Source organism: Actinoplanes sp. URMC 104 (genome assembly GCF_051386375.1).
Classification (GTDB): Bacteria; Actinomycetota; Actinomycetes; order Mycobacteriales; family Micromonosporaceae; genus Actinoplanes.
On sequence record NZ_JBPQTO010000002.1, the window covers coordinates 725,607 to 752,130 of the forward strand.

At 72.3% G+C, this 26,524-nt stretch carries 22 protein-coding genes; 11 read left to right on the forward strand and 11 right to left on the reverse strand.

Going from position 1 to position 26,524, the window contains the following annotated elements; all coding sequences use genetic code 11:
- Positions 1-46: 46 nt before the first annotated feature.
- Together ACSNN8_RS04290 and ACSNN8_RS04295 are read left to right on the forward strand one after the other, a co-directional pair.
- Positions 47-412 (forward strand): hypothetical protein, encoded by a 366-nt coding sequence (locus ACSNN8_RS04290; RefSeq protein ID WP_436647078.1) that lies wholly within the window; start codon positions 47-49, stop codon positions 410-412.
- The gene (locus ACSNN8_RS04295; protein ID WP_436647079.1) at positions 412-2,373 is read left to right on the forward strand and encodes a caspase, EACC1-associated type; all 1,962 of its coding nucleotides are present in this window, start codon (positions 412-414) and stop codon (positions 2,371-2,373) included. The genes ACSNN8_RS04290 and ACSNN8_RS04295 overlap by 1 nt, the downstream gene beginning before the upstream one ends.
- A gap of 4 nt (positions 2,374-2,377) precedes the next feature.
- Here the strand turns inward: ACSNN8_RS04295 and dinB are convergent, their stop codons facing one another.
- Complete coding sequence (dinB, locus tag ACSNN8_RS04300) at positions 2,378-3,553, reverse strand: DNA polymerase IV (protein WP_436647080.1); 1,176 nt, start codon at positions 3,551-3,553, stop codon at positions 2,378-2,380.
- Between the two features lie 86 nt (positions 3,554-3,639).
- Between dinB and ACSNN8_RS04305 the strand changes: the two genes are divergently transcribed.
- From ACSNN8_RS04305 to ACSNN8_RS04340, 8 genes are all read left to right on the forward strand, one after another.
- Positions 3,640-4,128: a hypothetical protein gene (locus ACSNN8_RS04305; protein ID WP_436647081.1), complete on the forward strand. Its 489-nt coding sequence runs from the start codon at positions 3,640-3,642 to the stop codon at positions 4,126-4,128.
- 267 nt (positions 4,129-4,395) lie between these two features.
- Positions 4,396-4,779: an Hsp20/alpha crystallin family protein gene (locus tag ACSNN8_RS04310; RefSeq protein WP_436647082.1), complete on the forward strand. Its 384-nt coding sequence runs from the start codon at positions 4,396-4,398 to the stop codon at positions 4,777-4,779.
- A gap of 780 nt (positions 4,780-5,559) precedes the next feature.
- The gene (locus ACSNN8_RS04315; protein ID WP_436649402.1) at positions 5,560-6,525 is read left to right on the forward strand and encodes an ABC transporter permease; all 966 of its coding nucleotides are present in this window, start codon (positions 5,560-5,562) and stop codon (positions 6,523-6,525) included.
- Between the two features lie 117 nt (positions 6,526-6,642).
- Entirely contained in the window at positions 6,643-8,397 is a 1,755-nt protein-coding gene (locus ACSNN8_RS04320) for an ABC transporter substrate-binding protein (RefSeq protein ID WP_436647083.1), read from the forward strand.
- Between the two features lie 78 nt (positions 8,398-8,475).
- Positions 8,476-9,465: an ABC transporter permease gene (locus ACSNN8_RS04325; RefSeq protein ID WP_436647084.1), complete on the forward strand. Its 990-nt coding sequence runs from the start codon at positions 8,476-8,478 to the stop codon at positions 9,463-9,465.
- A 16-nt stretch (positions 9,466-9,481) separates the two neighbouring features.
- Complete coding sequence (locus ACSNN8_RS04330; protein ID WP_436647085.1) at positions 9,482-10,546, forward strand: ABC transporter ATP-binding protein; 1,065 nt, start codon at positions 9,482-9,484, stop codon at positions 10,544-10,546.
- Positions 10,543-11,574 (forward strand): ABC transporter ATP-binding protein, encoded by a 1,032-nt coding sequence (locus ACSNN8_RS04335; protein WP_436647086.1) that lies wholly within the window; start codon positions 10,543-10,545, stop codon positions 11,572-11,574. Before ACSNN8_RS04330 ends, ACSNN8_RS04335 begins: the two co-directional genes overlap by 4 nt.
- A 140-nt stretch (positions 11,575-11,714) precedes the next feature.
- Positions 11,715-12,188 (forward strand): carbohydrate-binding protein, encoded by a 474-nt coding sequence (locus ACSNN8_RS04340; RefSeq protein WP_436647087.1) that lies wholly within the window; start codon positions 11,715-11,717, stop codon positions 12,186-12,188.
- Between the two features lie 9 nt (positions 12,189-12,197).
- On the opposite strand, the gene ACSNN8_RS04345 is transcribed toward ACSNN8_RS04340, so the two are convergent.
- Together ACSNN8_RS04345 and ACSNN8_RS04350 are read right to left on the reverse strand one after the other, a co-directional pair.
- Positions 12,198-13,103 (reverse strand): TIGR03619 family F420-dependent LLM class oxidoreductase, encoded by a 906-nt coding sequence (locus tag ACSNN8_RS04345; RefSeq protein WP_436647088.1) that lies wholly within the window; start codon positions 13,101-13,103, stop codon positions 12,198-12,200.
- A gap of 10 nt (positions 13,104-13,113) precedes the next feature.
- Complete coding sequence (locus ACSNN8_RS04350; RefSeq protein WP_436647089.1) at positions 13,114-14,499, reverse strand: Hsp70 family protein; 1,386 nt, start codon at positions 14,497-14,499, stop codon at positions 13,114-13,116.
- A gap of 197 nt (positions 14,500-14,696) precedes the next feature.
- Between ACSNN8_RS04350 and ACSNN8_RS04355 the strand changes: the two genes are divergently transcribed.
- Positions 14,697-15,632 carry a GNAT family N-acetyltransferase gene (locus ACSNN8_RS04355; RefSeq protein WP_436647090.1) on the forward strand — a complete coding sequence of 312 codons (936 nt, stop codon included), beginning with the start codon at positions 14,697-14,699 and terminating at the stop codon, positions 15,630-15,632.
- Here ACSNN8_RS04355 and ACSNN8_RS04360 read toward each other — a convergent pair.
- The 8 genes from ACSNN8_RS04360 to cobN all read right to left on the reverse strand — a co-directional run bounded on the left by ACSNN8_RS04360 (position 15,629) and on the right by cobN (position 26,472).
- Complete coding sequence (locus tag ACSNN8_RS04360) at positions 15,629-16,303, reverse strand: DUF6766 family protein (protein ID WP_436647091.1); 675 nt, start codon at positions 16,301-16,303, stop codon at positions 15,629-15,631. The two genes, ACSNN8_RS04355 and ACSNN8_RS04360, sit on opposite strands and share 4 nt — an antisense overlap.
- 81 nt (positions 16,304-16,384) lie before the next feature.
- Entirely contained in the window at positions 16,385-16,792 is a 408-nt protein-coding gene (locus tag ACSNN8_RS04365; protein WP_436647092.1) for a hypothetical protein, read from the reverse strand.
- 43 nt (positions 16,793-16,835) lie between these two features.
- Positions 16,836-17,540: a tetratricopeptide repeat protein gene (locus ACSNN8_RS04370; protein WP_436647093.1), complete on the reverse strand. Its 705-nt coding sequence runs from the start codon at positions 17,538-17,540 to the stop codon at positions 16,836-16,838.
- Positions 17,541-17,580: 40 nt separating this feature from the next.
- The gene (locus ACSNN8_RS04375) at positions 17,581-18,222 is read right to left on the reverse strand and encodes an SDR family oxidoreductase (RefSeq protein WP_436647094.1); all 642 of its coding nucleotides are present in this window, start codon (positions 18,220-18,222) and stop codon (positions 17,581-17,583) included.
- Positions 18,223-18,232: 10 nt separating this feature from the next.
- Positions 18,233-19,339 (reverse strand): LacI family DNA-binding transcriptional regulator, encoded by a 1,107-nt coding sequence (locus ACSNN8_RS04380; RefSeq protein ID WP_436647095.1) that lies wholly within the window; start codon positions 19,337-19,339, stop codon positions 18,233-18,235.
- Positions 19,339-20,595: a DUF1996 domain-containing protein gene (locus ACSNN8_RS04385; protein WP_436647096.1), complete on the reverse strand. Its 1,257-nt coding sequence runs from the start codon at positions 20,593-20,595 to the stop codon at positions 19,339-19,341. The genes ACSNN8_RS04380 and ACSNN8_RS04385 overlap by 1 nt, the downstream gene beginning before the upstream one ends.
- A 56-nt stretch (positions 20,596-20,651) precedes the next feature.
- Positions 20,652-22,412: a discoidin domain-containing protein gene (locus tag ACSNN8_RS04390; protein WP_436647097.1), complete on the reverse strand. Its 1,761-nt coding sequence runs from the start codon at positions 22,410-22,412 to the stop codon at positions 20,652-20,654.
- Between the two features lie 217 nt (positions 22,413-22,629).
- On the reverse strand, positions 22,630-26,472 hold the full coding sequence (cobN, locus tag ACSNN8_RS04395) for a cobaltochelatase subunit CobN (protein ID WP_436647098.1): 3,843 nt from the start codon (positions 26,470-26,472) through the stop codon (positions 22,630-22,632).
- Between the last annotated feature and the right edge of the window lie 52 nt (positions 26,473-26,524).

Sequence of the window (26,524 nt, forward strand, 5' to 3'; positions counted from 1 at the left end):
CGTTCGGACAGTTCCCTGGCCGCGGGTGCGGGTGCATGGTGAAGCGATGAGGCTCTTCCTGAGCGAGGACGGCGCCGACGCGGAACGGCTGGACGGGCTGACCAGGCAGCTCCGGGCCGAGCTGGGCCGCCTGGACGTGGACGACGTACGGCCGCTCCCGGCCGGTCCCCCGCCGCCGGGCTCGCGGGCGTTCGACGTCGAGGCGGTCGGCGCGCTGGTGGTGCTGCTGGGCCAGTCGTCGGAGACCCTCGCCGCGGTGGTCGGCGTCGTACGCGGGTGGCTCGGCCGGTCTCCCGGGGCCAAACGGACCGTACGGCTCGAGCTCGACGGCGACGTCCTGGAGCTGTCCGAGGCCACCGCCGCCGACCAGCAGCGCCTCGTCGACCTCTTCGTGAGCCGGCACGGCGCCTGATGTCCGGCGCGCGCCAGGCCCTGATCGTCGCCAACGACACGTACGACCACGACGGGCTGCGGCACCTGCTGGCCCCGCAGGCCGACGCCGACGCGCTGGCCGGGGTGCTGGGCGACGCGCGGATCGGCGGGTTCGACGTCCGCGTCGTCCGCAACGAGCCCGCGCACGTCATCCGCGAGCGGATCGAGGACCTGTTCGCCGAGAGCCGCCCCGACGACGTGCTGCTGCTGCACTTCTCGTGTCACGGGCTCAAGGGCGAGTCCGGTGAGCTGTTCTTCGCGACCCGCAACACCCGGCCCGACCGGCTCGGCTCGACCGCGGTGTCCGCCGACTTCGTGCAGCGCTGCATGCGGGCCAGCCGGTCGCGCAGCGTCGTGCTGCTGCTGGACTGCTGCTACGGCGGCGCGTTCAGCACGGGCGTGACCGTGCGCGCCGCGGGCGACGTCAACGTGCTGGACAGCTTTCCGGGCGGCCGGCTCGGCGGCGGCCGCGGGCGCGCGGTCATCACGGCGTCGAGTGCCATGGAGTACGCCTTCGAGGGCGACCATCTCACCGAGGACCGCAGCCCCCGGCCGTCCGTCTTCACCGCCGCGCTCGTCGAGGGTCTCGCCACCGGCGAGGCGGACCGCGACCAGGACGGCTGGGTGTCGCTGAACGAGCTCTACGACTACGTCTTCGACCGGGTCCGCGAGCGCAACCCGCACCAGACCCCCAGCCGCGACGTCGAGATGCAGGGCGAGCTGTACGTGGCCCGCCGCAGCCGCCCCGTGACCAGGCCCGCGCCGCTGCCCGCCGAACTGCAGTCCGTCCTCGACCACCCCATCGGCAGCGTCCGCGCCGGCGCCGTCCAGGAGTTGGCGCGCCTGGCCCACGGCCGCCACGAGGGCCTGGCGCTGGCCGCCCGTCAGGCCCTCGAGCACCTGTCCACCGACGACAGCCGCACGGTAGCCGCCGCCGCCACCCAGGCCCTCTCCGCCGACGTCCCGGCTCCCCCGACCCCTACGCCAGCCCTCACCCCGAGGCCCGCTTCCCCCTCACCCTCGCCCTCTGCACCCAGCCCAGCTCCGGCCCCCGCCTCGACCCCCGACCCGGAACCCACCCTGATCTCGACGGGAACTTCACCCCCCGTTCCAACCGTGTCCGCCTCACCGGCAACTTCGGCACCAACCCCCATCCCGGCCGCAGAGCCGCTGCCCGCAAGCGCGGAGGCGCAGTCCGAACGGGCGGGAGCGCGGTCGGGAGGCGCCGAGTCGCAGTCCGGGCGAACGGGGTCGCAATCCCGGCAGACGGGGTCGCGATCTGGGCGAGAGGCGCCAGTGGAGCGGGAACTCGAGCAAACCGAGCCGGAGCCCGGGCGAGCGAGACCGCCCCGGTGGGTGCTCGGAACGGCAGCGGCCGCGGTGCTGGCGGCCGGCGCGGTCCTCGCCGTCCTGCTGATCGACGACGGAGACGGCAACAGCGGCGACCGGGCCGGCACGCCGACGGCGAACAGCTTCACCGCCCAGTCCCCCTGGCGGCTGACGATCGAGGACCACATCCAGGGCGACGACAACGGCTGCACCGTCACGGTGACCCACAGCGGCACCCCGATCCCCGTCCCGAGCGACCTCTTCTCGCCCACGGGCTTCCAGATGCGCCGCTCGGGTGAGTTCCGGACGACGGCGAACGACGAAGGCTGCCTGACGCTGCCGCGCGCGGGCGCCGGAGCGGCCACGCTGCCGTTCGTGCCGGAGCGGCTCGGCGACACGGACGTCTTCGCGGTGAGCGGCCCGGTCGTGGTGGAGGTCCTGGACGACCACGGCAACAACACCTGCGACGTGATGCTGCACGACGCCGCGGACGGGCGCGGGCTCTCCGGCAAGGAGCTGACGGGGAACGCCCCGGGGCGGCTCGACCCGGCGGGGCGGACGCGGGTCTACCTGTCGAGCCTGCAGTGCCAGGTGCGGGTGTCGGCCGGCTGAGCGGTCAGTCCGGCAGGATCGGGACGGACGGCCCCAGCTCGCGCCCGATCGTGGCCGCCCGGGTCAGCGACGACGACCCGAACCGGTCGCGGACGGCGTCCATCGCCACGTCGAGCCGGTCGTCGCCGGCCTCGTCGAACAGTGACGGCTGGAAGTGGCCGTCGCCGTCGAGGTTGCTCACCGCGACGCCCACCAGCGTGAGCCCGCGGGTGTCGATCAGCGGGCGGGCCTCGTGCAGCAGGGCGCGGGCGGTCAGCTGGATGGTGCGGGTCTGCATGGTGGCCTTGAGCAGCGACCGCGACCGGGTGGCCCGGCCGAAGTCGTCGAACCTCAGGCGTACGGTCACCGTGCGGCCCGCCCGGTGGGCGCCGCGCATGCGCCGGCTCACGCGGTCGACCAGCGCGTCGAGCGTGGCCTCGATCTCGGCGAACGGGCGCGGCCGGCGGCCCAGCGCGCACTGGGCCCCGATGGAGCCGCGGCGGTGCCCCACCCGTACGCGCCGGGGGTCCCGGTTCTGCGACAGCGCGTGCAGGTGCCGCCCGTAGCCCGGTCCCAGCATCGACACCAGCGCGGCCTCGCCGATGCGGGCCACGTCGCCGACCGTGGTGATGCGGTGCTCGCGCAGCTTGGCGGAGGTGACCGGGCCGACGCCCCAGAGCCGCTCGACCGGCAGCGGGTGCAGGAACGCGAGCTCGCGCCCGGGGGGCACCTCGAGCAGGCCGTCGGGTTTGCCGACCGCGCTGGCGACCTTGGCCAGAAACTTCGTGCCCGCGATGCCGACCGTGATCGGCAGGCCGACCCGGGCGCGCACCTCGGCGCGCAGCCGGGCGGCGATCTCGCGTGGGGTGCCGCTGACCCGCAGCAGGCCGCCGACGTCGAGGAACGCCTCGTCGATCGAGATGCCCTCGACCAGCGGCGTGGTGTCGCGGAAGATCTCGAACACGGCCTTGCTGGCGGTCGAGTAGGCCCGCATGCGCGGCGGCACCACGATCGCGTCGGGGCAGAGCGCCCGCGCCCGCCCGAGGCCCATCGGGGTGCGCACGCCCCGGGCCTTGGCCTCGTAGCTCGCGGCGAGCACCACCCCGCCGCCGACCAGCACCGGGCGGCCCCGCAGCGCGGGGTCGTCGCGCTGCTCGACCGACGCGTAGAACGCGTCGAGGTCGGCATGCAGGATCGCCACGCCGCCACTATAGAACAAGTGTTCGAAGAAGCCGGGGTTTCCTCGCCGCCTTCCTGGCAATACCGCCCGCGGAGAGGAGGTCGGACATGACCGACGCGGACGACCGGTCGGCGGGCGAGCGACGCCGCCGCCAGATGGAGGCGCGGGACCGGGCCGAGCGCGCGCGGCGGCGGGCCGACGAGGCCAGGGACCGCCTGACGGAGCTCCGCGACCACGAGGAGCCGGCCGGTTCCGAGACGCAGGACGAGGCCGCCCGGCGCAGCAGGCGCGCGGCCGAGCACGCCACCCGGCGGAGCGTGCGCGCGGCCGAGCTGATGGAGCAGTCGCGGCGGCTGGCGTCGCGCGCGGCGGACAACGCGGCCCACGCCGCCCGGGCCAACGCCGACATGCACGACGCGGCGGCGCAGATGCACGAACGGTCGGTGGAGGCCGGGCTGGGGGACGTGGAGGCCCACCGCCGGTCCTCGCAGCGCCATCAGCACCGGGCAGAGCTCGAGGCGGAGGGAGCCGCCGAGGACGAGCGCCGGCGCGACGAGCTGCGGCACGGGGACGCGCCGGAGGGCCGGCAGGGGTGACGCCGCGCACCCGGTGGACGAGGGATGATTACGCTGCGTGCCTGCGGATTGATCGCGAGCGACGAGGAAGCCGCTGGTGATGCCACACCGAGGGGTGGCGCCCGTTGGTTTGACGACAACGGATCGTAACGAAAGATTCGTCCGGATCGTGACCCCGGTCATGGGCGTACGGGAATTCCGAGGTCAGAATCTCCGTTGGCCAGTCCGGATCCGGGACCACCCCGCCCCGGGTCGCAGCAGAGAAGAACTCCGCCTGGAGGAAACACCATGTCGCCTCACGGCGCGACGGTCCGCGAGCTCGATCAGCTCACGTGCCGCGTGTTCGACAGCACCCGCAGCTCCGGCGCGCGCCTGGCCGCGTACCGGATCGACGGGACCTTCTACGTCGACATCGACCTGCCGGGCGTCGACAGAGCCGGTATCGACATCTCGGTGGACGAGGGCGTCCTGACGGTACGCGCGGAGCGGCGCGCGGCCGACGGCGCCGCGGCCACGGCGGCCGGCCCGGTGACCCGGGAGGTCGACCTGAGCGACGCCGAGTCGCTGGACACCGACCGCCTCGAGGCCCGGTGCGACAACGGAGTGGTCACGCTGACCATCCCGATCGTGCACGAGCCCCGCGCCAGCGAGCTGGCGGCAGCCGCCGCCTGACGCAAGTGAGCCGCGCCCCCGCCGAGGGGGCGCGGCTTTTTCGTGCCCGCACACCGGGCGGGCGGCGGTCGGCCGGCCCGCGGCAAAGACCGCGGTCGACATCCATAACGCCGGGGTAATACCACGGCCATTCGCTTCAGCGAATACGAGCCGGCATCTTTCACCCCGCGTGTCAGGGCGCTTGCCGAACGCGTCCGTCGCCGATCAGGGGAATGGCCCGGGGAACGGCGCGCGACCCCTCGCGGTACGCGAGCAGACGATCATGCACGGTGACAAACGTTGATCGACATGGCGCGGAAACGATCTCGAAGCAAGCCCGGGACCCCTATTCCAACGACTTTGCGTAACAGTACGATTGCCCCGTGATCCCTCAATCGGGGGTTATCGGTCAGCCAGGAGATCAACTATGTGCCCATAACGTCCGGTTTGGTGGTGTTCGGGGAGGGATGGCACGAGGACTCCCCTGCAGGCTCCCCGCAGGCTGTTATTCATTCGATGCGTCAAGTCATTTCCTACGGACCGAATTCCGGACTACTTTGCAGACCGCAGTACATGAAAGCCTCTCTCGCCCCACGGGTGGGAGAGGCGTCGTTCGAAGAGAGGGTGATCCGACGTGCGGAACGCCGCCCCACCAGGCGCAGCGGTTCCGGCCCTCACGTCATCGGTCATCGCCCGTCGCGCGCAAGGAGACACCGCTACATGAGCAACACCACGGCCGGCCCGGGTCCACGCAATCCGGGTAACGAGGAGACGGCCGCTGCGGTGCTCCAGGTGGATCCCATGGCGCCCGACCCGGGCACCTCGGAGCCCAAGGCCATCGTCGGCCGGTCGCCCGGCCAGCTCGCCTGGATGCGTCTGCGGCGCGACCGCACCGCGTTCGCCAGCGCGATCACCCTGCTCGTCGCGTTGATCGTGGGTCTGAGCGCGCCGCTGATCGAGCGCATGACCGGCATCAGCCCGACCGACCAGTTCACCGACAAGCTGACCGACTTCGGCGCCCTGCCCGTCGGCTACCTGGGCGGCATCAGCGGCACGCACCTGCTGGGCCTCGAGCCGGGGCTCGGCCGCGACATCCTCATGCAGCTCGTCTACGGCCTGCGCACGTCGCTGCTCATCGCGTTCGCCTCCGCGGCCATCGCCACCACGATCGGCGTCCTGATGGGCGTCGTGGCGGGGTACGCCCGCGGCTGGCTGGACGGCGTGATGAGCTGGATCATCGACCTGACGCTGGCGTTCCCGTTCCTGATCTTCGCGCTGGCGGCGATCCCGGTCGTGGAGAACCGGTTCTTCGGCGCCCGCGACGAGATCCCGGCCGGCTTCCGGGTCGGCATCATCATCGCGACGTTCGCGATCTTCAACTGGACCAACACCGCCCGCCTCGTCCGCGGCCAGGTCATCTCGCTGCGCGAGCGCGAGTTCGTCGAGGCGGCGCGGGCCTCGGGCGCGAGCACCGCCCACATCCTGCTGCGCCAGCTGCTGCCCAACATCTGGGCGCCGATCCTGGTCACCGTTTCGCTCAACGTGCCGGCCTTCATCACGGCCGAGGCGGCCCTGGCCTTCGTGGGCATCGGCGTCACCGAGCCGACGCCCGACCTCGGCCGCATGATCTTCAACAGCATCCAGTACATCTCCGCCGACCCGATGTACACGTTCATCCCCGGCGTGACGATCTTCCTGCTGGTGCTCGCCTTCAACCTCTTCGGCGACTCCCTGCGCGACGCGCTCGACCCGAAGTCGTCGCGGTAGGCGCGGATGCCACCGCTGACCGGACCCGCCCGACCGGGCGCCGTCCGGCGTCATCACGAACTTCCTCCACAAGAGGCCAGGGATCAGATCCCAAGAAGAAATAGGAGAGGAACAACCGTGCGGTCCAAGATAGGAGCGGTCGCGATCAGCGCCCTGTCCGTCGCGCTGGTGGCATCGGGCTGCAGCGAGACGACCAACGACAGCGGCGGCAGCGACGAAGGCAAGGCACAGGTCCAGTCGGGCGCGATCTCGTACGACGCCGCCGACAACAAGGCGCCGGCTCCGGCCGTCGAGGGCGCCACGAAGGGGGGCAACCTCGGCGTCTTCCTGCCGGACGGCTTCGAGCACCTCGACCCCGCTCGCAACTACGTCAACGTGCAGCAGCTCGCCGCTCAGCTCCTCTACCGGTCGCTGGCGGGTTACCGCGAGGACGGCAAGGGCAACCTGAAGGTCGTCGGCGACCTCGCCGAGAACCCGGGCACCGACGTCAACAAGGACTGCAAGGTCTGGGAGTACAAGCTGCGCCCCGGTCTCAAGTACGAGGACGGCAGCGAGATCACCGCGAACGACGTCGCCTACGGCATCGCCCGCTCCTACTCGACCGACCTGTCCGAGGGCCCGCACTACATCCAGGAGTGGCTGGCCGACAGCGCGTCGTACAACGCCACCTACAAGGGCCCGTACAACGGCGGCGCGGCGGTGCCCCCGGGCCTGACCGTGGTCGACGCGCAGACCCTGCGGTTCGAGTTCAAGACGCCGCACTGCGACATGCCGTACGCGGCCACGCTGCCCACCACGGCGCCGGTCCCGAAGGCCAAGGACACCAAGACCGAGTACGACCGCAAGGTCTTCTCGTCCGGGCCCTACAAGATCAAGTCGTACCAGATCGGCAACTCCATGGTCCTGGAGCGCAACACCAACTGGGACCCGAACACCGACCCGCTGCGCACGGCGTACCCGGACACCTTCACGTTCAACTTCACGCTGCAGGCCGACCAGATCGCCGAGCGCCTGGTGGCCGACGCCGGCCCCGACCAGACCGCCGTCTCCTGGGTGAACGTCCCGGCCGCGCAGCTGGCCAAGACCACCACCCCGGCCGTCAAGGAGCGGGTGATCCAGGGCCCGACGCAGTACGTCTGGTACTTCTACATCAACAACGACCGGATCAAGGACCTCAACGTCCGCAAGGCGCTGAACTACGCGATCGACAAGGACGCGGTCCTCAAGGCGCTCGGCGGCTCGGCGGCCGGCACCCCGGCGACCACGCTGATGTCGCCGACCGTGGCCGGTTACGAGAAGTACGACGTGTTCAACGCCCCGGTCACCGGCGACCCGGCCAAGGTCAAGGAGCTGCTGGGCAGCACCCCGCCGCCGCCGCTGGTGCTGGCGTACGCGAACACGCCGCGTCGCGCGGCGCAGGCCGAGGCCGCCCGCAAGAGCCTCGAGGCCTCCGGCTTCAAGGTGACCACCAAGGCGATCGACTCGACGAACTACTACACCGAGGTCGGCCGCAAGGGCAACCCGTACGACATCTACCTGGGTGGCTGGGGTTCGGACTGGCCGAGCGCCTACACCGTGATCCCGCCGGTGTTCGACGGTCGCAAGATCGTCCCGACCGGTAACCAGAACCTGGCGTACTTCAACGACGACTCGGTCAACAAGGAGATCGACCGGATCAACGGCCTGACCAACGCCGACGAGGCCGCGAAGGCCTGGGCGGCGCTGGACAAGCGGATCATGACGGAGTTCGCCCCGGTCGTCCCCGCCTACTACGACAACAACTACGTGCTGATCGGCTCCAAGGTCGGCAACGCTTACACCAGTGACGCGTTCGGCACGACTGCTCTGTCGAACATCTTCGTCAAGCAGTAAGTCCCCCTCCGTGCGGGCGTGGGCGGCCGACCGGCCGCCCACGCCCTCCGGGTCGAATCGCGCGAAACAGGTACAAAAATGGTGAGGTTCGTCCTCCGGCGGCTGCTGCTCGCCGTGACCACGCTGTTCGCCATCAGCGTGATCACGTTCCTGCTGTTCTTCGCCGTGCCCAGCAGCCCGGCGACCGTCATGTGCGGCAAGAACTGCAGCCCCGAGCAGATCGCCCAGACGGAGAAGCGGCTCGGGATCGACCAGCCCCTGGTCGATCAGTACGGCGCCTTCGTCAAGGGCGTGTTCGTCGGTCGCACCTACGGCGAGGGCGACTTCGTCCGGCGCTGCCCGGCGCCCTGCCTCGGGTACTCCTACCGGAACGACGAGCTGGTGACCGACACGCTCAAGCGCACGGTGCCGGTGACGGTGAGCATCGTGGTCGGCGCGGCGGTCATGTGGCTGGTCATCGGCGTCTCGCTGGGCATGGTCTCGGCGCTGAAACGAGGGACCGGCTTCGACCGGTTCGCCATCGGCCTGTCGCTGGTCGGCGCCTCGCTGCAGGTCTACTTCTTCGGCCTGGTGCTGCTGTTGTTGCTGGTCTACAGCACCGGCCTGTTACCCGCGCCGTCCTACACCCCGCTCACCGAGAACCCCGGCAAGTGGGCGCTCGGCCTCATCCTGCCCTGGATCACCCTGGGCTTCCTGAACTCGGCGCTCTACGCCCGGCTGTCGCGGGCGCAGATGCTCGAGACGCTCTCCGAGGACTTCGTGCGCACAGCGCGGGCCAAGGGGCTGCCGAAGCGCCAGGTCTACACGCGGCACGCGCTGCGCGCCGCGATCACACCGATCATCACGATCGCCGGCCTGGACATCGGCGCCAGCCTCGGCGGTACGGTGATCACCGAGTCGATCTTCGGTCTGCAGGGGCTCGGGCGCACCGCCGTGCGAGCCGTCAGCGACCTGAACCTGCCCATCGTGCTCGCGACGGTGCTGCTCGCTGCCACGTTCATCGTGGTGGCCAACATCGTCGTGGACGTGCTGTACGCCGTCGTCGACCCACGCGTCCGGCTCAGCTGAGGTAACGGAGTCCCTCATGTCAGTTCCCCCCGTTGCCGCCTCCGACGACGACGCCTTCCTCCAGGTCCGCGACCTGAAGGTGCAGTTCCCCACGGAGGACGGCCTGGTCCGCGCGGTCGACGGCGTCAGCTTCTCGGTGCGCCGAGGGCAGACGCTGGGCATCGTCGGCGAGTCCGGCTCCGGCAAGAGCGTCACGAGCATGGCCATCCTGGGCCTGCACAACGCGGCGCGCACCAACCTCAGCGGCGAGATCTCGATCGGCGGCCGCAACATCGTGGGCCTGGACGACGAGAAGATCCGCGAGATGCGCGGCCAGTCGATGGCGATGATCTTCCAGGACCCGCTGTCGGCGCTGCACCCGTACTACAAGGTCGGCGTGCAGATCGCCGAGGCGTACAAGGTGCACCATCCGTCGGCGAACAAGGCCGAGGCCGCCCGGCGGGCCGTCGAGATGCTCGACCGGGTCGGCATCCCGCAGCCGCAGCGGCGCGCCAAGCAGTACCCGCACGAGTTCTCCGGCGGCATGCGCCAGCGCGCGATGATCGCGATGGCACTGGTGAACAACCCGGCGCTGCTCATCGCCGACGAGCCCACCACGGCCCTCGACGTGACCGTCCAGGCGCAGATCCTCGACCTGCTCGAGGACCTGCAGCGCGAGTTCAACTCGGCGATCATCATGATCACGCACGACCTCGGGGTGGTCGCGCAGATCGCCGACGACGTGCTGGTCATGTACGCCGGCCGCGCCATCGAGACCGGCTCGGTCGAGCAGGTGATGCGCGCGCCGCAGCACCCGTACACGTGGGGGCTGCTGGCCAGCGTGCCGTCGCTGCACGGCGACGCCGAGGCCGACCTGGTGCCGATCAAGGGCAACCCGCCCAGCCTCATCAACCTTCCGAGCGGTTGCGCGTTCCACCCGCGCTGTCGCTACGCCGGCCGCAACGGCAACCGGTCGTTCACCGACGTGCCGCAGCTGCGCCCGGCCGGGCAGGACGGCCACCAGGTCGCCTGCCACCTGCCCGCGGCCGACCGCCTGCGGTTCTACCAGGAGGACATCGCCCATGCAGGAGTGGCGCAATGACTGATCTCGTGGACACGGCGGCCGACCGCTCGTCGACGCCCGCCGACGACCGCGAGCCGCTGCTGCGGGTGGAGGGCCTGACCAAGCACTTCCCGGTACGCGTCGGCGCGTTCGGGTCGGCGGCGGTCGTGCGCGCGGTCAACGGCGTGGACTTCGACGTGCGCCCCGGCGAGACGCTCGGCCTGGTGGGCGAGTCCGGCTGCGGCAAGACCACCACGGGCCGGATGCTCGTACGCCTCCTGGACTCCACCGACGGCAAGATCGTGTTCGAGGGCCAGGACATCACGCGCGCCAAGGGCAAGCAACTGCGCCGGCTGCGCCAGGACATGCAGATCATCTTTCAGGACCCGTACGCCTCGCTGAACCCGCGGCACACGGTGGGCCGGATCGTCGCGATGCCGCTGCAGGTCAACGGCGTCAACCCGCCCGGCGGCGTCAAGAAGCGCGTCCAGGAGCTGCTGGAGACGGTCGGTCTCAACCCCGAGCACTACAACCGCTACCCGCACGAGTTCTCCGGCGGTCAGCGGCAGCGCATCGGCATCGCCCGGGCGCTGGCGCTGCGGCCCAAGATCATCGTGGCCGACGAGCCGGTCTCCGCGCTCGACGTCTCGATCCAGGCCCAGGTCATCAACCTCCTGCGCCGGCTGCAGCGCGACCTCGACCTGGCGTTCGTGTTCATCGCGCACGACCTCGCCGTGGTGCGGCACTTCTGCGAGCGGGTCGCGGTGATGTACCTGGGCAAGGTCGTCGAGATCGGCACGCGGCAGCAGATCTACGAGAACCCGGCCCACCCGTACACCCGGGCGCTGCTGTCCGCGGTGCCCGACGTGACCAAGCTCGGTCCGGCCGGCCGGATCAAGCTGGAGGGCGACGTGCCCTCGCCGATCAACCCGCCGTCGGGCTGCGTGTTCCGCACCCGGTGCTGGAAGGCGCAGGACAAGTGCGCCAACGAGGTGCCGCCGCTGGTGCCGAAGCCGAACGGCTCGACGGCGGCGTGCCACTTCCCGGAGCAGGGCGGGTTGATCTGACTTCCGTCTATCGGACCCGGGCACACCTCGCGCGCCGGCGCGCCCTTCTGGGGCTCGCCGGCGCCGGGCTGCTCCTGGCCGGCTATGGCATCGGCCGCTGGCAGGACTCCCCGTCCCCGGCGCCGGCGGCGGCGGCCGCGGTGGCCGCTCCCCCCTCGGCCGAGGCGACGCCGTCGGACGAGCCGGTGCGGACCACCGCGCCGCCCGCTCCCGTGGTGTACCCGAGGATCGAGGCGGAGGCGGCCGCCGCGCTCACCGGCGTCCAGGTGCAGGACACCGAGGACGAGGGCGGCGGGCAGAACGTGGGCTGGATCGCGCCCGGCGACTCGCTGCGCTTCGACGGCGTCGACTTCGGGGCGGCGCCACCGGCTCAGCTGGAGGTCCGGGTGGCGTCCGACCAGAGCAACGGCGGCCAGGTGGAGATCCGGGTGGACGCGGTGGACGCGCCGCCGATCGGGACCTTCTCGGTGACCAGCACCCACGGGTGGCAGAGCTGGCGCACCGACGTCGTCGATCTCAAGCCGGTCACCGGGCGGCACACGGTGTTCCTGACCTTCGCGCGGCCGGACGGCAGCGAGTTCGTCAACCTCAACTGGCTGCACCTGACCGGCTGAGGTCGCGGCTCAGCCGCCCGGGGCCAGGGCGGTGAGGATCTCCTCGGCGCGTTCCCGGGCCGCCCGCGGGTCGGCGTCGGGCGAACCGATCTGCGGGTCCCAGTTCAGGTCGTAGAACAGCTCGGTGACGCCCGCCTCGGCGTACTGCTCCGCGCCGGCGCGGATCTGCGCCCAGCTCCCGGACAGCGGCAGCGCCTCGTCGCGCGCGCCGGGGCGCACGACGGCCCGCACCACGACCTGGACGGCTCCGGGGTCGCGACCGGCCTGCTCGGCCGCCTGCCGCACGATCCCGGCGCCGCGCGCGATGTCGGCGAAGCTCGACCGGCTGCTGCTCACCCAGCCCGCGGCCAGCCGCCCGGCCCGGCGCAGCGCCACGTCGGCCGTGCCGCCGAGCAGCACCGGCGGGCCGCCCGCCTGCACCGGCGGGGGCGCCATCGTGCTGGGCGGCACCCGGTAGAGCTCGCCGTCGAAGGACGCCACCGGATCGGTCCACAGCGTGCGCAGCGCCTCGAGGTATTCGGTCATGCGCCGGCCGCGCGGGTTGGGGTCCGAGCCGGTCGCCACGAACTCGGGCTCCGACCAGCCGGTGCCCAGCCCCAGCGTGAACCGGCCGCCGGAGAGCACGTCGAGCGTGCCCGCCTGCTTGGCCAGGTACGCCGGGGAGACGTACGGGATGTTGATGACGGCGACACCGAGCCGGATCGTGCTGGTGCGGGCCGCCGCCCAGGTCAGCGCGAGCATCGGGTCGAGCACGCTGCGATAGACCGGCTGGAGCTGCTGCTCGGCGCCGGCCAGCAGGCGCTGGAACGACCAGAGGCCGTGGTAGCCGAGCTCCTCGGCGCGCGCCGCGAGTGCGCCCAGCGTCTCGGGCCCGGCCCACGCCCCGGCCACCGGAGCGCCACAACTGATCAGCATGGTGCTCAGATTAGTCGGCGACCCGGCCGTGCTCCGCGCGCAGCAACTCGCCGAGCTCGGCCAGCTCCGCGTCGGGGGCTCCGGCCTGCACCGCCGCGATGAAGGCGCCGTACGCGGCGGCGAGCCCCACCCGGCCCGGTTGCTGCAGCAACAGCATGTAGGCGGCTTCCGCCACGCGGCGGAAGTCGGCGGGGGTCTCGGCCGGCGGGCCCGCCGGGCCGGGTGGCTCCGGAGGCCCGGCAGGCGGCTCGTCGGGCGCCGGTGGCGTCTCGGGCCCGGCCAGCTCGGCCCGCAGCCGCAGGCCGGCGCTGAGCAGCCCGACCGGCGAGCCCTCGAACAGCGACGCCGGCTGGTAGTCGCGAGCCACCAGACCGGCGCCGCGGGCCACCATCTCCTCCGGGTTGCCGTCGGCGTGGACGCAATCCGTCCCCCGGCCGAAGAAGCGCGCCAGCCGCTCGCGGATCGCGGGGATCCGGGTCGAGCCGCCGGCCAGCACCACCCCGTCGACGTCGTGCCGGCTCACGCCGTGCGCGGCCCGGGCCGCCGCGATCGCCTCGCTGAGCAGGTCGAGCGAGCGCTGCACGTCGGACTCGATCATCGTCTCGAAGGCGCGGCGGGTGAGCGGGACGCCGGCGCTCACCGTCGCCGTGAGCAGGGGCAGCTTCAGCGTGGTGCTGTGCGCCGTGGAAAGCTCCCGCTTGCGGATCTCGGCCTCGATCCGGATGCGGCGCCGGATCGCCGCGTCCCGGCTCAGGTCGACGTGGTGCCGCTCGCGGATCTGCCGCAGCGCGTGGCCGACGATCCGCTCGTCGAAGTCGTCGCCGCCCAGCCGCTGGTCGCCGGCCGTGCCGAGCACCTCGACCGTGCCGTCGGCCACGCGCACCACCGAGGCGTCGAACGTGCCGCCGCCGAGGTCGTAGATCGCGTACGTGCCGGGCGGGGCGTCCACGCCCAGCGTCATCGCCGCGGCGACCGGGTCCTCGACCAGCCGGCGCACGTTGAGCTGCGCCAGTCCGGCCGCCTCGCGCAGGGCCCGGCGCTGCGCCTCGCCGGCCGCCGCCGAGACGGTGATGACCGCGTCGTGCACGGGCCCGCCGACGAACGCCTCGGCCTGCCGCTTGAGCTCGATGAGCAGAAAGGCGCAGATGTCGCGGGGCAGATAGGTGCGGCCGCGGAACCGGACCCGCTCGCCGCTGCCCAGCTGCCGCTTGATGCCGGCGACGACGCTCTCCGGGTCGTCGGCGGGCGGCACCCCGGCCACCACCTGACCGGACCTGTCCTGCCCCACCGTGGCGGGCATCGTGGCCGAGCCGGCCGGGCCGCGCACGACCACCGGCCGCGCGCCGTCCCACACCGAGATCGCGCACGAGCTGGTGCCCAGGTCGATCCCGACCACACGATGAAAAGCAGGGTGAGCGTCGGGGTGCTCGGTCAAGGCCGCCCCCTGTGACCAGCAGTTCTCGGTGCTTCTGGCCGCCAAAGTACCATTCGCCGACGAGCCGGCAGAACTGACGGATGTCGATTCGTCAGACATCCGACTCCGGGGTGGACAGCGTCCCCCCGCGGCGCCCCGCGAGGTGGCAGGGTGCAGACATGGCAACCGTGGCGCTGATCGACCTCACGGCGGACGAGTACGCCGGTCTCCGGCCCGACCTGGTCTCGGGCTACGCGCAGAGCATGGCGGCGAACTACGGCATCCCGCCGGCCGAGGCGCACGCGGAGGCCGAACGGCAGACCGCCGCCCTGCTGCCCGACGGCGTGGACACCCCCGGGCAGCTGCTGCGCAAGGGCATGGTCGACGACGTCGAGGTGGGCCTGCTCTGGATCGCGCTGTCCGGCGCGCCGTACCCCGCGATGGCCTGGGTCTACGAGATCGAGGTCCGCCCGGAGCACCGCTCGCGCGGCTACGGCAGCGCGATGCTGCTGGCCGGCGAGGCCGACCTGGCCGACCGGGGCGTACGCCGGGTAGGCCTGCACGTCTTCGGCGCCAACACCGGCGCCCGCCGGCTCTACCGCCGCCTCGGCTACCGCATGCTCGCCCAGCTGCGCGGCCGTTCGGTCGCCCCCGCCGGCAGCCCGGTCACGCTCGTCCCGATGACCCAGGCCGAGTACGAGCACCGCCTGGACCACCTGATCGCCACCGACCCCGCCGCGCTGACCCGCGACCCCCTGTCCCCGCCCTCACGGGCCCGCGACGTGGCCACGGTGCTCGCCCCGCAGGGCGTCGCCGGCGACAACGTGCTGCTGTGCCACGCCGTCGCCGGGGGCCGCCCGGTCGGCTGGATCTGGCTCTCGCTGCCCGGCGCGCAGCGCCCGGACACCGGCACGATCCACTACCTGACGATCGACGAGCCGTGGCGCCGCCGCGGTCACGGCCGGGCGCTGCTCGCCGCCGCCGAGGCCGAGTACGCCCGCCGCGGCGTGCCCAGGATGGGCCTGTGGATCGCGGCGAGCAGCCCCGGCGCCGAGCAGTTCACCGACCGGCTCGGCCTCGAGGTCTCCTCCGAGCACATGGTCAAGGACCTCTAGCCCTCGACGCCGGTGGCCTCGTGCGACGAGCCGACCGGTTTGGACTGCGACGAGCCCCGCTGCCGCAGGAAGATCGCCAGGATCGCCATCGACGCCACCGCGAGCAGCTCGGACTGCCAGTTCTGCAGGGTGCGGTTCCAGAAGTCGGGCTCGAGCAGATAGCGGCCCCACGAGACCGGGTCCTGCCGGTCGCTGAGCTGCTGCTCGTTGAACGCCACCACCCCGGCGACCGACTGCGCGAGCCACGAGCCCAGGAAGATCAGGCCCATCACCGCGCCGAGCGAGTTGGAGAACACGGTGGTGCGCCAGCCGCCCGCGCGCGCCCACTCGGGCGAGCGCTCGTCGGCGTACCGCCCGATCTTCTGGTCCTCGTCGGACTCCAGGCCGGGCTTGTCGAGCGACTTGGACTCGGGTGAGCCCTTCTGCAGCAGCCAGACGGTCAGCACGATGAACAGGAAGAACTGCAGGTACTCCGACTGCCAGTTCTCGGCCACGTCGGCGCCGAAGCTGGCCGAGGTCACGTAGCGCCAGAACGAGACGTCCGGCAGCCCCGAGGCGCGCTGGGCCTCGTTGAACACGGCCAGCCCGGCGAAGGCCTCCCCGGCCAGCACGGCCAGGAACAGCAGGCCGAAGACGAGCCCGATGGCGTTCTCGCGCAGGAACCTCCTCATCGGTGCAGCACCCCCAGCGCCGTGATGGCGACCAGGCCCGCGACGACCACCACGAGCAGCAGCACGAACAGCGCGCGCATCTCAGTCCCCCTGCACCGTGCAGTCGTACGGCCGGCTGCCCCGCGGCGTGCACCCGGCGGCGACCACGCGCCAGCCGCCGGGGAAGGCGCCCAGGAAGACGGTGTCGTCGTCCAGCCGCACCTGCGCCCACTGGCCGTACACCGAGGCCTCGAGCACCCGGCCCGGGCCCGGCAGGTCCTTGTCGAGGATCGCCTCGGGGCACGGCTCGTCCTCGGCCACGGCCTGCGCCGTGCCGGGCGCCAGCACGGCGCACGCCGCGTCGCCGTCGCCCGCGTCGACGGCGCTCAGCAGGCGCGCGGCCACGCCCGCCGCGGCGTCCTCCCGGTTCCCGACCGAGGCGCAGCCGGCCACCGCGACGAGCGCGAGCGCCACGACGACCAATCGCATGCGGATCACGGCAGTCAGCATGCCGCACCCCCGGCACCCGTGCCCGGCTGCGACACGAGGCGAATCAGGCGGCGGCACGCTCCGCGTCGGCCAGGGCATGCTCGGCCCAGCCGATGCGCTGGGCCGAGAGCCCGGCGTGGCGCGCCTGCCGCACCGCCTCGCGCAGCAGGCGCAGCGCCTCGGGCACGTTGCCCGCGGCCAGTTCGGCCTCGCCCAGCGCCAGCGTGCCGGTCGCCACCCGGCGCGGGTCGCCGTACCGCTCCCGCAGCACCTGCGACATGCGCAGGTGGCGCAGCCCGCGCTCGGTGTCGCCGGAGACGAAGACGTGGAAGAAGCCGATGTGCCGGTGCACCTCGGAGCGCACCATCTCGTCGGCGTAGCCCTCGGCCAGCGCGAGCGCCTCGGTGTAGAACGGCATCGCCGTCGCCCAGTCGCCCCGCAGCACCTGGTGGACCAGGCCGAGCCCGAACAGCGACTCGGCCGCGCCGGCTGCGTCGCCCAGCTCGCGCTGGATGCGCAGCGCCGCGGTGAACAGCTGCTCCTCGGTGGTCCAGTCGGCGCGGGTCAGGTCGCCGCCGATCGCCGCGAAGTGCGCGAGCATGCCCAGCCGGGTCAGCGCCGCGGCCTCCTCGCGCGGGCTCTCCTCGTCGCAGGCGTGCCGCCGCGCCCCCTCGAGCATTTGCCAGGCGGGCAGGAAGTCGCCCGTGCGGAACGCCGCCTCGAGCATGGCCTCCGTGCCCGCGGCGAGCAACGATCCAGCGGTCTCCATGGACGCTACGTTAGCGCCCCATCACACTGCGGCAGGAGCCTCAGAAGCGCAGCGCCTCATCGATCGGCGTCGAGCCCGCGAACAGCTCGAAGGTCACCCCGATCGTGGCCGGCGTCGTGAGGCACGCGGCCAGCACGGCGGCCACGTCGTCGCGCGGGACCGGGCCCCGGCCGCCCAGCTCGCGGCTCGCGGTGACCAGCCCGGTGCCGGGCTCGTCGGTGAGGTGGCCGGGACGCACGATCGTCCAGTCGAGGTCGGCGCGCGCGGTGACGTACGCGTCCGCCTCCGCCTTGGCCTCGAGGTAGGCGCGCATCGCCTCGCCGCCGGACGCCGGGTCCTGCGCGCCGATCGAGGAGACCATCAGATAGCGGCGCACGCCCTGGTCGGCGGCCGCGTCGGCGAGCTTCACCGCGCCGCCGAGGTCGACGGTCCGCTTGCGCGCCGGCCCGCTGCCCGGCCCGGCCCCGGCCGCGAAGACGACCGCGTCGGCGCCCTTGACGTACGCCGAGAGCGACGCGTCGTTCTCCAGGTCGCCGATCACCGGCACGGCCCCCGCCGCCTGCAGGTCGGCGGCGTGCGACGGGTTGCGGACCAGGCCGCGGGCGGTGTGCCCCCGGTCGGCGAGCAGCTTCAACAGGCGGAGGGCGATCTGGCCGTGGCCGCCGGCGACGAGAATGTCCATGTGCCCGAGCCTATGCCGAGTCGCGCACCACCAGCGTGGGTTGAAAGGTGACCGAGCGCGGCAGCCGGCCCGGGGTGGCGATGTGGGCGAGCAGCACCTCGGCCATCTCGGCGGCCATCTCCTCGACCGGCTGGCGCACGGTGGTGAGCAGCGGCCGGCAGTCCAGCGCCGCGCTGCTGTCGTCGAAGCCGACCACCGCCAGGTCGGCGGGCACCCGACGGCCCAGGTCCTGCACCGCGCGCAGCGCGCCCTCGGCCATCAGATCGCTGGCCACGAACAGCCCGTCGACGTCGGGGTGCTCGGCGAGCAGCCGGCGCGCGGCCGCCTCGCCCCCGGCCCGGGTGAAGTCGCCCTCCACCGCCGGGACGTCGCCGAGCCCGCGGTTCGCCAGGAACGAGCGGAAGCCCTCGAGCCGGTCGAGCCCGGACGGGATGTCGAGCGGGCCGCTGATCGTGGCGAGCCGGCGGCAGCCCCGGGTCAGCAGCCGCTCGGCGGCCAGCCGCGCGCCCAGCCGCTGGTCGACGTCGACGTAGCTGACCGCGATGGGCGAGGTGGGGCGCGCCGACACCACCGCGGGGATGCCCAGCTCGTGCACCTGCCGGGGCAGCGTGTCGTGCTCGTGGCTGCTGATCAGCAGCACCCCGTCGACGTGGCCCTGCCGCAGGTAGCGCATGACCTGGTGGTGGTCGGTGGAGTCGGTCGGGATGACGACCAGGTGGATGTCGTGCGGGCGCAGCGCCCCCGTGGCGCCCGCCGTGATCCGCCCGAAGTAGGGGTCGGTGAAGATCCGGTTGAGGAACGAGTGGTTGTCGGGCCGGTCCGGCTCGCTGATCACCAGGGCCACCGAGTTGGAGCGGCGGGTGACCAGGCTGCGGGCGGCCACGTTCGGCACGTAGCCGGTCTCGGCGATCGCGCGCTGCACGATCTCCCGGATCTTGGAGTCGACGCTGGGCGCGCCGTTGATGACGCGCGAGACGGTCGCGCGCGACACCCCGGCCGCCTCGGCGACCTGGTCCATGGTGGGGTGCTGCCGCGGATTCATGCGGTCCGTTATAGCAGCGCCCTGGGGACGGGTGCCGCCGCCGTCGACTCCGCCGCCGGCGACACCCGTGGTCATCAGGGCCGTCCGTCGGTGCCGCACTTGACGATCACGCGAATGCAGTCGTTCACGCGTCGTGCGAGCTCGTCGACCGGCCAGGCGTTGAAGAAGTCGCCGTGCATCGTGTAGCCCGGTCCCGAGGCGAGCCGGAAGTTCGCCGGGTTGCCGTTGACCGGGTACCGCATGACCTGCCGCAGCTTCGGCACCACGACCGGGTGGCTGGCCGGGCAGGCGTTGTTCACCGGGTACGCCATGTGGCTCTTGTGGTCGGGCGAGTCCAGGTTCACGCCGTCCCAGCAGTGAGGGAAGTCCAGGTACGACTCCAGCATCGTGCCCGCCGGACAGGTCACGAAGTCGTGCGACGAGCCCACCTCACCGGCGTGCAGGCAGGACCAGCGCGAGATCGTGTTGTCGTTCGGCCCGGTCGCCTTGGCGTTGCCCGCCACGATCCGCAACCCCAGCGGGAACGGCTGGGTCTGCGCGATCAGGTCGTCGCGCACGCCCTCGCCCAGGTAGTAGAAGATGCCGGTGGTCGGCTCGACCGGCGTGTTGCCGTTGTAGAGGGTCGGGATCCAGTACGACGACTTGTCGATCGACGGGTTGCAGTTGGAGTTCGCGTTGATCAGGTCCTGCGTGGTGGTCGCCGCGTTCGTCACGGTGCTGCCGAAGAAGCTGTGCATGTGCGAGGCGCCGGGCAGGTTCGGGAAGATGATCGGGTCGTCCTGCAGCCGGTGGCTGAACGGGCAGTCGGCGAGAAACTCCGCCACCCGCACGGCGCCCGGCGGGATGGTCGGCGTCGTGGTGCCGCCGCCGCTGCCGTACACCTGGAACTCGGTCAGCGAGACGCCCCACTGGGTGGCCCGCGCGGTCGTCTCGAGCCGCACGTAACGGCCGGTGCCGCTGACGGCGAGCGTCTGCTTGCCGCCGGCGCCGCTGGTGGTGCTGTAGAGGGTGGTCCACGACGAGCCGTTCGCCGAGGCCTTGACGCTGAAGCTGCGGGCGTACGCCGCCTCCCAGTTCAGGACGACCGACGAGATCGTGGCGCTCGCACCCAGATCGACCTGCAGCCACTGGGGATCGCTGAAGGCGCTCGACCAGCGGGTGCCGAGGTTGCCGTCCACGGCGTTGGACGCGGGGAACGCGGCCGACTCGGTGGACGAGGCGGTGGCGGTCCTGCCTTGCGAGATCAGGGAGTCGGCGGCGCTCGCCCGGGTGGCGACGCCGAGCAGGGACGTGACGAGCAGTGCGGCGGCGAACAGTGCTTTCTTTCTCATGGCCGTCCTCGAGGGGGAAGGGCCGGGAGCGGTGGGGGCCGCTCCCGGCCGGGTGCTCACTGGTAGACGCGCACGTAGTCGACGAGCATCTGGGACGGGAACGGGGTGCTGGCGTCGATCGGGCCGGGGAAGTCGCCGCCGACGGCCAGGTTGAGGATCAGGTAGAACTTGTGGTCGAAGATCCACGGGCCGCGGGTGTTCTCCACGGTGTCCTTGGCCGCCGTGAAGACGAGCCGGTTGTCCAGGAAGAACCGGATGCCCTTGCTGTCCCACTCGGCGGCGTACACGTGGAAGTCCTGCGAGAGGTCCACCCCGGCCGCGTTCTTCTGGCCGTAGCCGCCACCGCCGTTGTAGGCCGGCGCGTGCAGCGTGGTGTACATCTCGTTGGTGTTGCGGCCCAGGACCTCCATGATGTCGATCTCGCCGTTGTACGGCCACGGGCGGCCGCTGAGGAAGTCCTCGCCCATCATCCAGAACGCGGGCCACAGGCCGTTGCCCTTCGGCACCTTGATGCGCGCCTCGAACCGGCCGTACTGGGCGCTGAACTTGCCGCCGGTGTTCATCCGGGCCGAGGTGTACTGCCGGCCCTGGTAGTCCTGCCGGCGGGCCTCGATGACCAGCGAGCCCTGGCCGTTCATCTGCGCGTTCTCGCTGTTCGGCGTGTAGTACTGGACCTCGCCGTTCTGCGGGACGCCCGGATCGTACGTCCACTTCGCGGTGCTCGGCTTGGTGCCGGCCGGGTCGTTGAAGTTGTCCTCGAAGACCAGCCGGGTGGCCGGGAAGGTCGGGTCGGCGGGCTGGGCCGGCGGGGCGGTCGGGGCGCCGCCGGTGCCGTAGATGCTGAACTCCCACAGCGAGTAGCCGTACGCGCTGCTGCGGGCGGTGCCGTACATCCGCACGTAGCGGCCGGTGCCGGTGGCGTTGATGACGTCCTTGAGCCCGTCACCGGTGGTGGTGGAGTAGATGCTCGTCCAGTTCGCGTTGTCGTTCGAGACCTGGATCTGATAGCTGCGGGCGTACGCCGGGTCCCACTGCAGCACGACCTGGCTGATCTGCGCGGTGGCGCCCAGGTCGACCGAGATCCAGCCCGGGTCCACCCAGCCGTTGGTCGAGCTGGTCGCCCAGCGGCTGGCCGGGTCGTTGTCGAACGCCTTGTCCGGGCTGCACGGGTTGCAGTTGACGTCGTTCTGCCACGTGGAGGCCTGCGCCGGCTTGTTGTACGACAACAGGCGCGTCGAGCCGGCCGGCGGCGTCGTGGGCGGCGTGGTGGTGGGCGGCGTGGTGGTGCCGCCCGAGAACACCTGGAACTCCCAGAACGAGTACCCGTAGATCTCGAGCGCGCGCTGGGTCAGGTTGATCCGCACGTACCGGGCGGTGCCGCTCACCGGGATGCTCTGCTGGCCGCCCGTGCCGGTCGTGGTGGCGTACGCCTGGGTGTAGCTGGAGCCGTCGGTCGAGAACTGGATCGTGAACGCCTTCGCGTAGGCGCCCTCCCAGTTGATGGCGATCCGGCTGACCGCGGTCGGGGCGCCGAGGTCGACCTGCCACCACTGGGTCGCGCCGAACGCGCTGGCCCAGCGGGTGCCGTTGTTGCCGTCGACCGCCTCGCCGGGCAGGTAGGCGCCGGCGACCTCGGTCGAGCTGGCGGTGGCGGGCTTGCCCTGCGAGACGACCACCTCGGCGGCTTGCGCCTGTCCGGTGGAGGCGATGAAGAAGGCGGCGATCAGGCCGGTGAGGGCCGCGCCGAGAGCGAGAATCCGGGCCGGGGACAGCCTGCTGCGAGGCGTCCCCAACCCGTCCAGGACCGGGGATGTCATGGAGGGACTCCAGGGTTCGGGGATGTGTCAGAGCGGTTTCGGCTCGGGGAACAGCCTGTGAAAGCGCTCTTTGTGACGCCACTGTGAACCGGCGTCTCGGCGTGTGTCAATGCCTGGTAGCGCGCCCGGGAAGCGCTTTCTCAGCGTTCTCGCAGGTGAACAGCGAAACGCCCCCGACGGTTCCGGAACCGTCGGGGGCGTCGTCGTGCCGGTGGGGTCAGTTGTCCTCGAGGTCGCCCTCGGTCTGAAGGTAGAGCTCCTGCAGCGCGCTCAGCGTCTCGGGCGACGGGGACTCCCAGAGCTTGCGCTCGGCGGCCTCGAGCAGGCGCTCGGTGACGCTGTGCAGGGCCCACGGGTTGGACTGCTGGAAGAACTTCTGGTTCTCCGGGTCCAGCGCGTAGGTGGTCGCCAGCTGCTCGTACATCCAGTCGGTGACCACGCCGGCGGTGGCGTCGAAGCCGAACAGGTAGTCGACGGTGGCGGCCAGCTCGAACGCGCCCTTGTAGCCGTGGCGGCGCATCGCGGCGATCCAGCGCGGGTTCACCACGCGCGCGCGGAAGATCCGGGCGGTCTCCTCGGTGAGGCTGCGGGTGCGGGCGGCGTCCGGGTTGGTGGAGTCCCCGACGTACGCCGCGGGCGCCTTGCCGGTCAGCGCGCGCACCGTGGCGATCATGCCGCCGTGGTACTGGAAGTAGTCGTCCGAGTCGGCGATGTCGTGCTCGCGGGTGTCGATGTTCTTCGCGGCGACGTCGATCCGGCGGTACGCGTTCTCCATGTCCGGCCGCGCGGGCACGCCGTCGAGGTCCCGGCCGTACGCGAAACCGCCCCACACCGCGTACACCTCGGCGAGGTCCTTGTCGTCGCGCCAGTTGCGGCTGTCGATCAGCGGGAGGATCCCCGCGCCGTACGCCCCCGGCCGGGAGCCGAAGATGCGCGTGGTGGCCCGCCGCCAGTCGCCGTGCTCGTCCCGGTCCGCCAGCGCGTGCTGCCGCACGAAGTTGTCCGGCTCGTCGAGGTCGGCGACCATCCGGAAGGCGTCGTCCATCATGGCCACGACGTGCGGGAACGCGTCCCGGAAGAACCCCGAGATGCGCACGGTCACGTCGACGCGCGGCCGGCCGAGCTCGTCGCGCCCGATCGGCTCGAGCCCGGTGACGCGGCGCGAGGCCGGGTCCCAGACCGGGCGTACGCCGATCAGCGCCAGGATCTCCGCGATGTCGTCGCCCGCCGTGCGCATCGCGCTCGTGCCCCACGCGGAGAGCCCGACCGACCGCGGCCAGTCGCCGTAGTCCTTGCGGTAGCGCGCGAGCAGCGACTCCGCCATCGCCTGCCCGGTCTCCCAGGCGAGCGCGCTCGGAATGGCCTTGGGGTCCACCGAGTAGAAGTTGCGCCCGGTCGGCAACACGTTGATCAGCCCACGCAGCGGCGACCCGCTCGGCCCGGCCGGCACATACCCGCCGTCCAGCGCGTGCAGCAGGTTGTCCAGCTCGTCGCTGGTGCGCTCCAGCCGAGGCACGATCTCCGCCGCCGCGAACGCCAGCACATCCCCCACCCGGCGCTGGTCAATCCCCGAGCCGACGCCGCCGATCCCCGCCGCGCCGCCCGCAACCGCCGCGCCGCCCCCAACCGCCGCGCCGCCCGCAACCGCCGCGCCGCCCGCAACCGCCGCGCCGCCCGCAACCGCCGCGCCGCCCCCAACCGCCGCGCCGCCCGCAACCGCCGCGCCGCCCGCAACCGCCGTGCCGCCCGCAACCGCCGCGCTACCCGCGACCACACCGCCCCCGCCGTCTTTTTTGGACATTCCCGAAATATCACGAGAAAGGGGGTCGCTGATGTCGGTGTTACGCGCGGTTTGCATCTCGGTCAGCGCGCGCACGAGCGCGTCGATCTCAGCGGCGTCGGTCGGCCAGCCGGCCTCTTCCATCGCGGCGACCAGCCCCCGCGCGAGCGCCTCCACCCGGTCGGTCTCGGCGGTCGACGCGTCCTCGGGCAGACCGAGCGCCTCCCGCAGGCCCGGCAGCGCCGCCACCTGGCCCGCCCACATCTGGCGGGCGCGCAGCATCGCCAGCACCAGGTTGACCCGCGCCTCCCCGGCCGGCGCCGCGCCCAGCACGTGCAGCCCGTCGCGGATCTGCACGTCCTTGACCTCGCACAGCCAGCCGTCCACGTGCAGGATGAACTCGTCGAACTCCTCGTCGCCGGGCCGGTTGTCCAGCCCGAGGTCGTGGTCCATCCGCGCGGCCTGGATCAGCGTCCAGATCTGCGAGCGGATGGCGGGCAGCTTCGCCGGGTCGAGCGCCGCGATGTTGGCGTGCTCGTCGAGCAGCTGCTCGAGCCGGGCGATGTCCCCGTACGACTCGGCCCGCGCCATCGGCGGGATCAGGTGGTCGACCAGGGTGGCGTGCGCCCGCCGCTTGGCCTGGGTGCCCTCGCCCGGGTCGTTGACCAGGAACGGGTAGATCAGCGGCAGGTCGCCCAGCGCGGCGTCGGTGCCGTCCGAGGCGGACATGCCCACGTTCTTGCCGGGCAGCCACTCCAGGTTGCCGTGCTTGCCGACGTGCACGACCGCGTGCGCGCCGAAGTCGTCGGCGAGCCACCGGTACGCCGCCAGGTAGTGGTGCGAGGGCGGCAGGTCGGGGTCATGGTAGATCGCGACCGGGTTGGCGCCGAACCCGCGCGGCGGCTGCACCATCACCACGACGTTCTCGTCGCGCAGCGCGGCCAGCACGATGTCGCCGTTGTCGACGTACAGCTCGCCCGGCGGCGGCCCCCAGTGCTGCTCCATCGACTGCCGCAGGTCCTCGGGGAGGGTGGCGAACCAGGCGGCGTACGAGGCGCCGGAGATGCGGACGGTGTTGCCGCTCAGCTGCTCCTCGGTGAGCCAGTCCGGGTCCTGCCCGCCGGCCGCGATCAGCGCGTGGATGAGCCCGTCACCGTCGTACTCGGAGAAGGAACCGACCCGGTAGCCGCGCGACCGCATCGCCGCGAGCAGCGCCACCGTCGACGCCGGGGTGTCGAGCCCGACCGCGTTGCCGATCCGGGAGTGCTTGGTCGGGTACGCCGAGAGCATGAGCACGATGCGCCGCTCGGCCGGCGGCACGTGCCGCAGCTGCGCGTGCGCCACCGCGATGCCCGCGACCCGCGCGGCCCGCTCCTCGTCGGCGACGTAGACCGACAGCCCGTCCGGGTCGATCTCCTTGAACGAGAACGGCACCGTGATGATGCGGCCGTCGAACTCGGGGATCGCCACCTGCGTGGCCGCGTCCAGCGGGGACAGCCCGTCGTCGCTCGCCTCCCAGGCCGTACGGCTGCTGGTGAGGCAGAGCCCCTGCAGGATCGGCACATCGAGGTCCGCCAGCACGCCGACGTCCCACGCCTCGTCGTCGCCGCCCGCGCTCGCCGTCGCCGGGCGCGTGCCGCCTGCCGCGAGCACGGTCACGACCAGCGCGTCCGCCTTGCGCAGCTCGGCCAGCAGGTCGTCGGGGGCCGTCCGCAGCGAGGAGGTGAACAGCGGCAGCGGGCGCCCGCCCTTGGCCTCGATCGCCCGGCAGAGCGCCTCGACGAACGCGGTGTTGCCGGCCATGTGGTGCGCCCGGTAGTAGAGCACCGCGACGGTCGGCCCGGTCGCGGTCGTCTCGCGCGGCAGCGGACCCCAGTCCGGCGCGGCCTGCGGCGGCGCGAAGCCGTGCCCGGTCAGCAGCACGGTGTCGGAGAGGAAGTCGTGGGCGGCCGACAGGTTGCCGGGGCCGCCCTGCGCCAGGTAGGTGTGCGTCTCGGCGGCCACGCCGGCGGGCACGGTGGAGAGCTTCATCAGCTCGGCGTCGGGCGCCTGCTCGCCGCCGAGCACCACCACCGGCACGTCGCCGGCCAGCAGCGCGTCGAGCCCCTCCTCCCAGGCCCGCCTGCCGCCCAGGATGCGCACCACGACGAGCTCCACCCCGTCGAGCAGGGCCGGAAGGTCGTCGGCGCCGGTGCGGGCCGGGTTGGCCAGCCGCCACGGCGAGCCGCTGGCACGGGCGCTGAGCAGGTCGGTGTCGGAGGTCGACAGCAGCAGGAACACGCAAAAGCTCCCCTCGGGGTCCGCGCCCCGGGTAGTAGAGATCACGGCGACC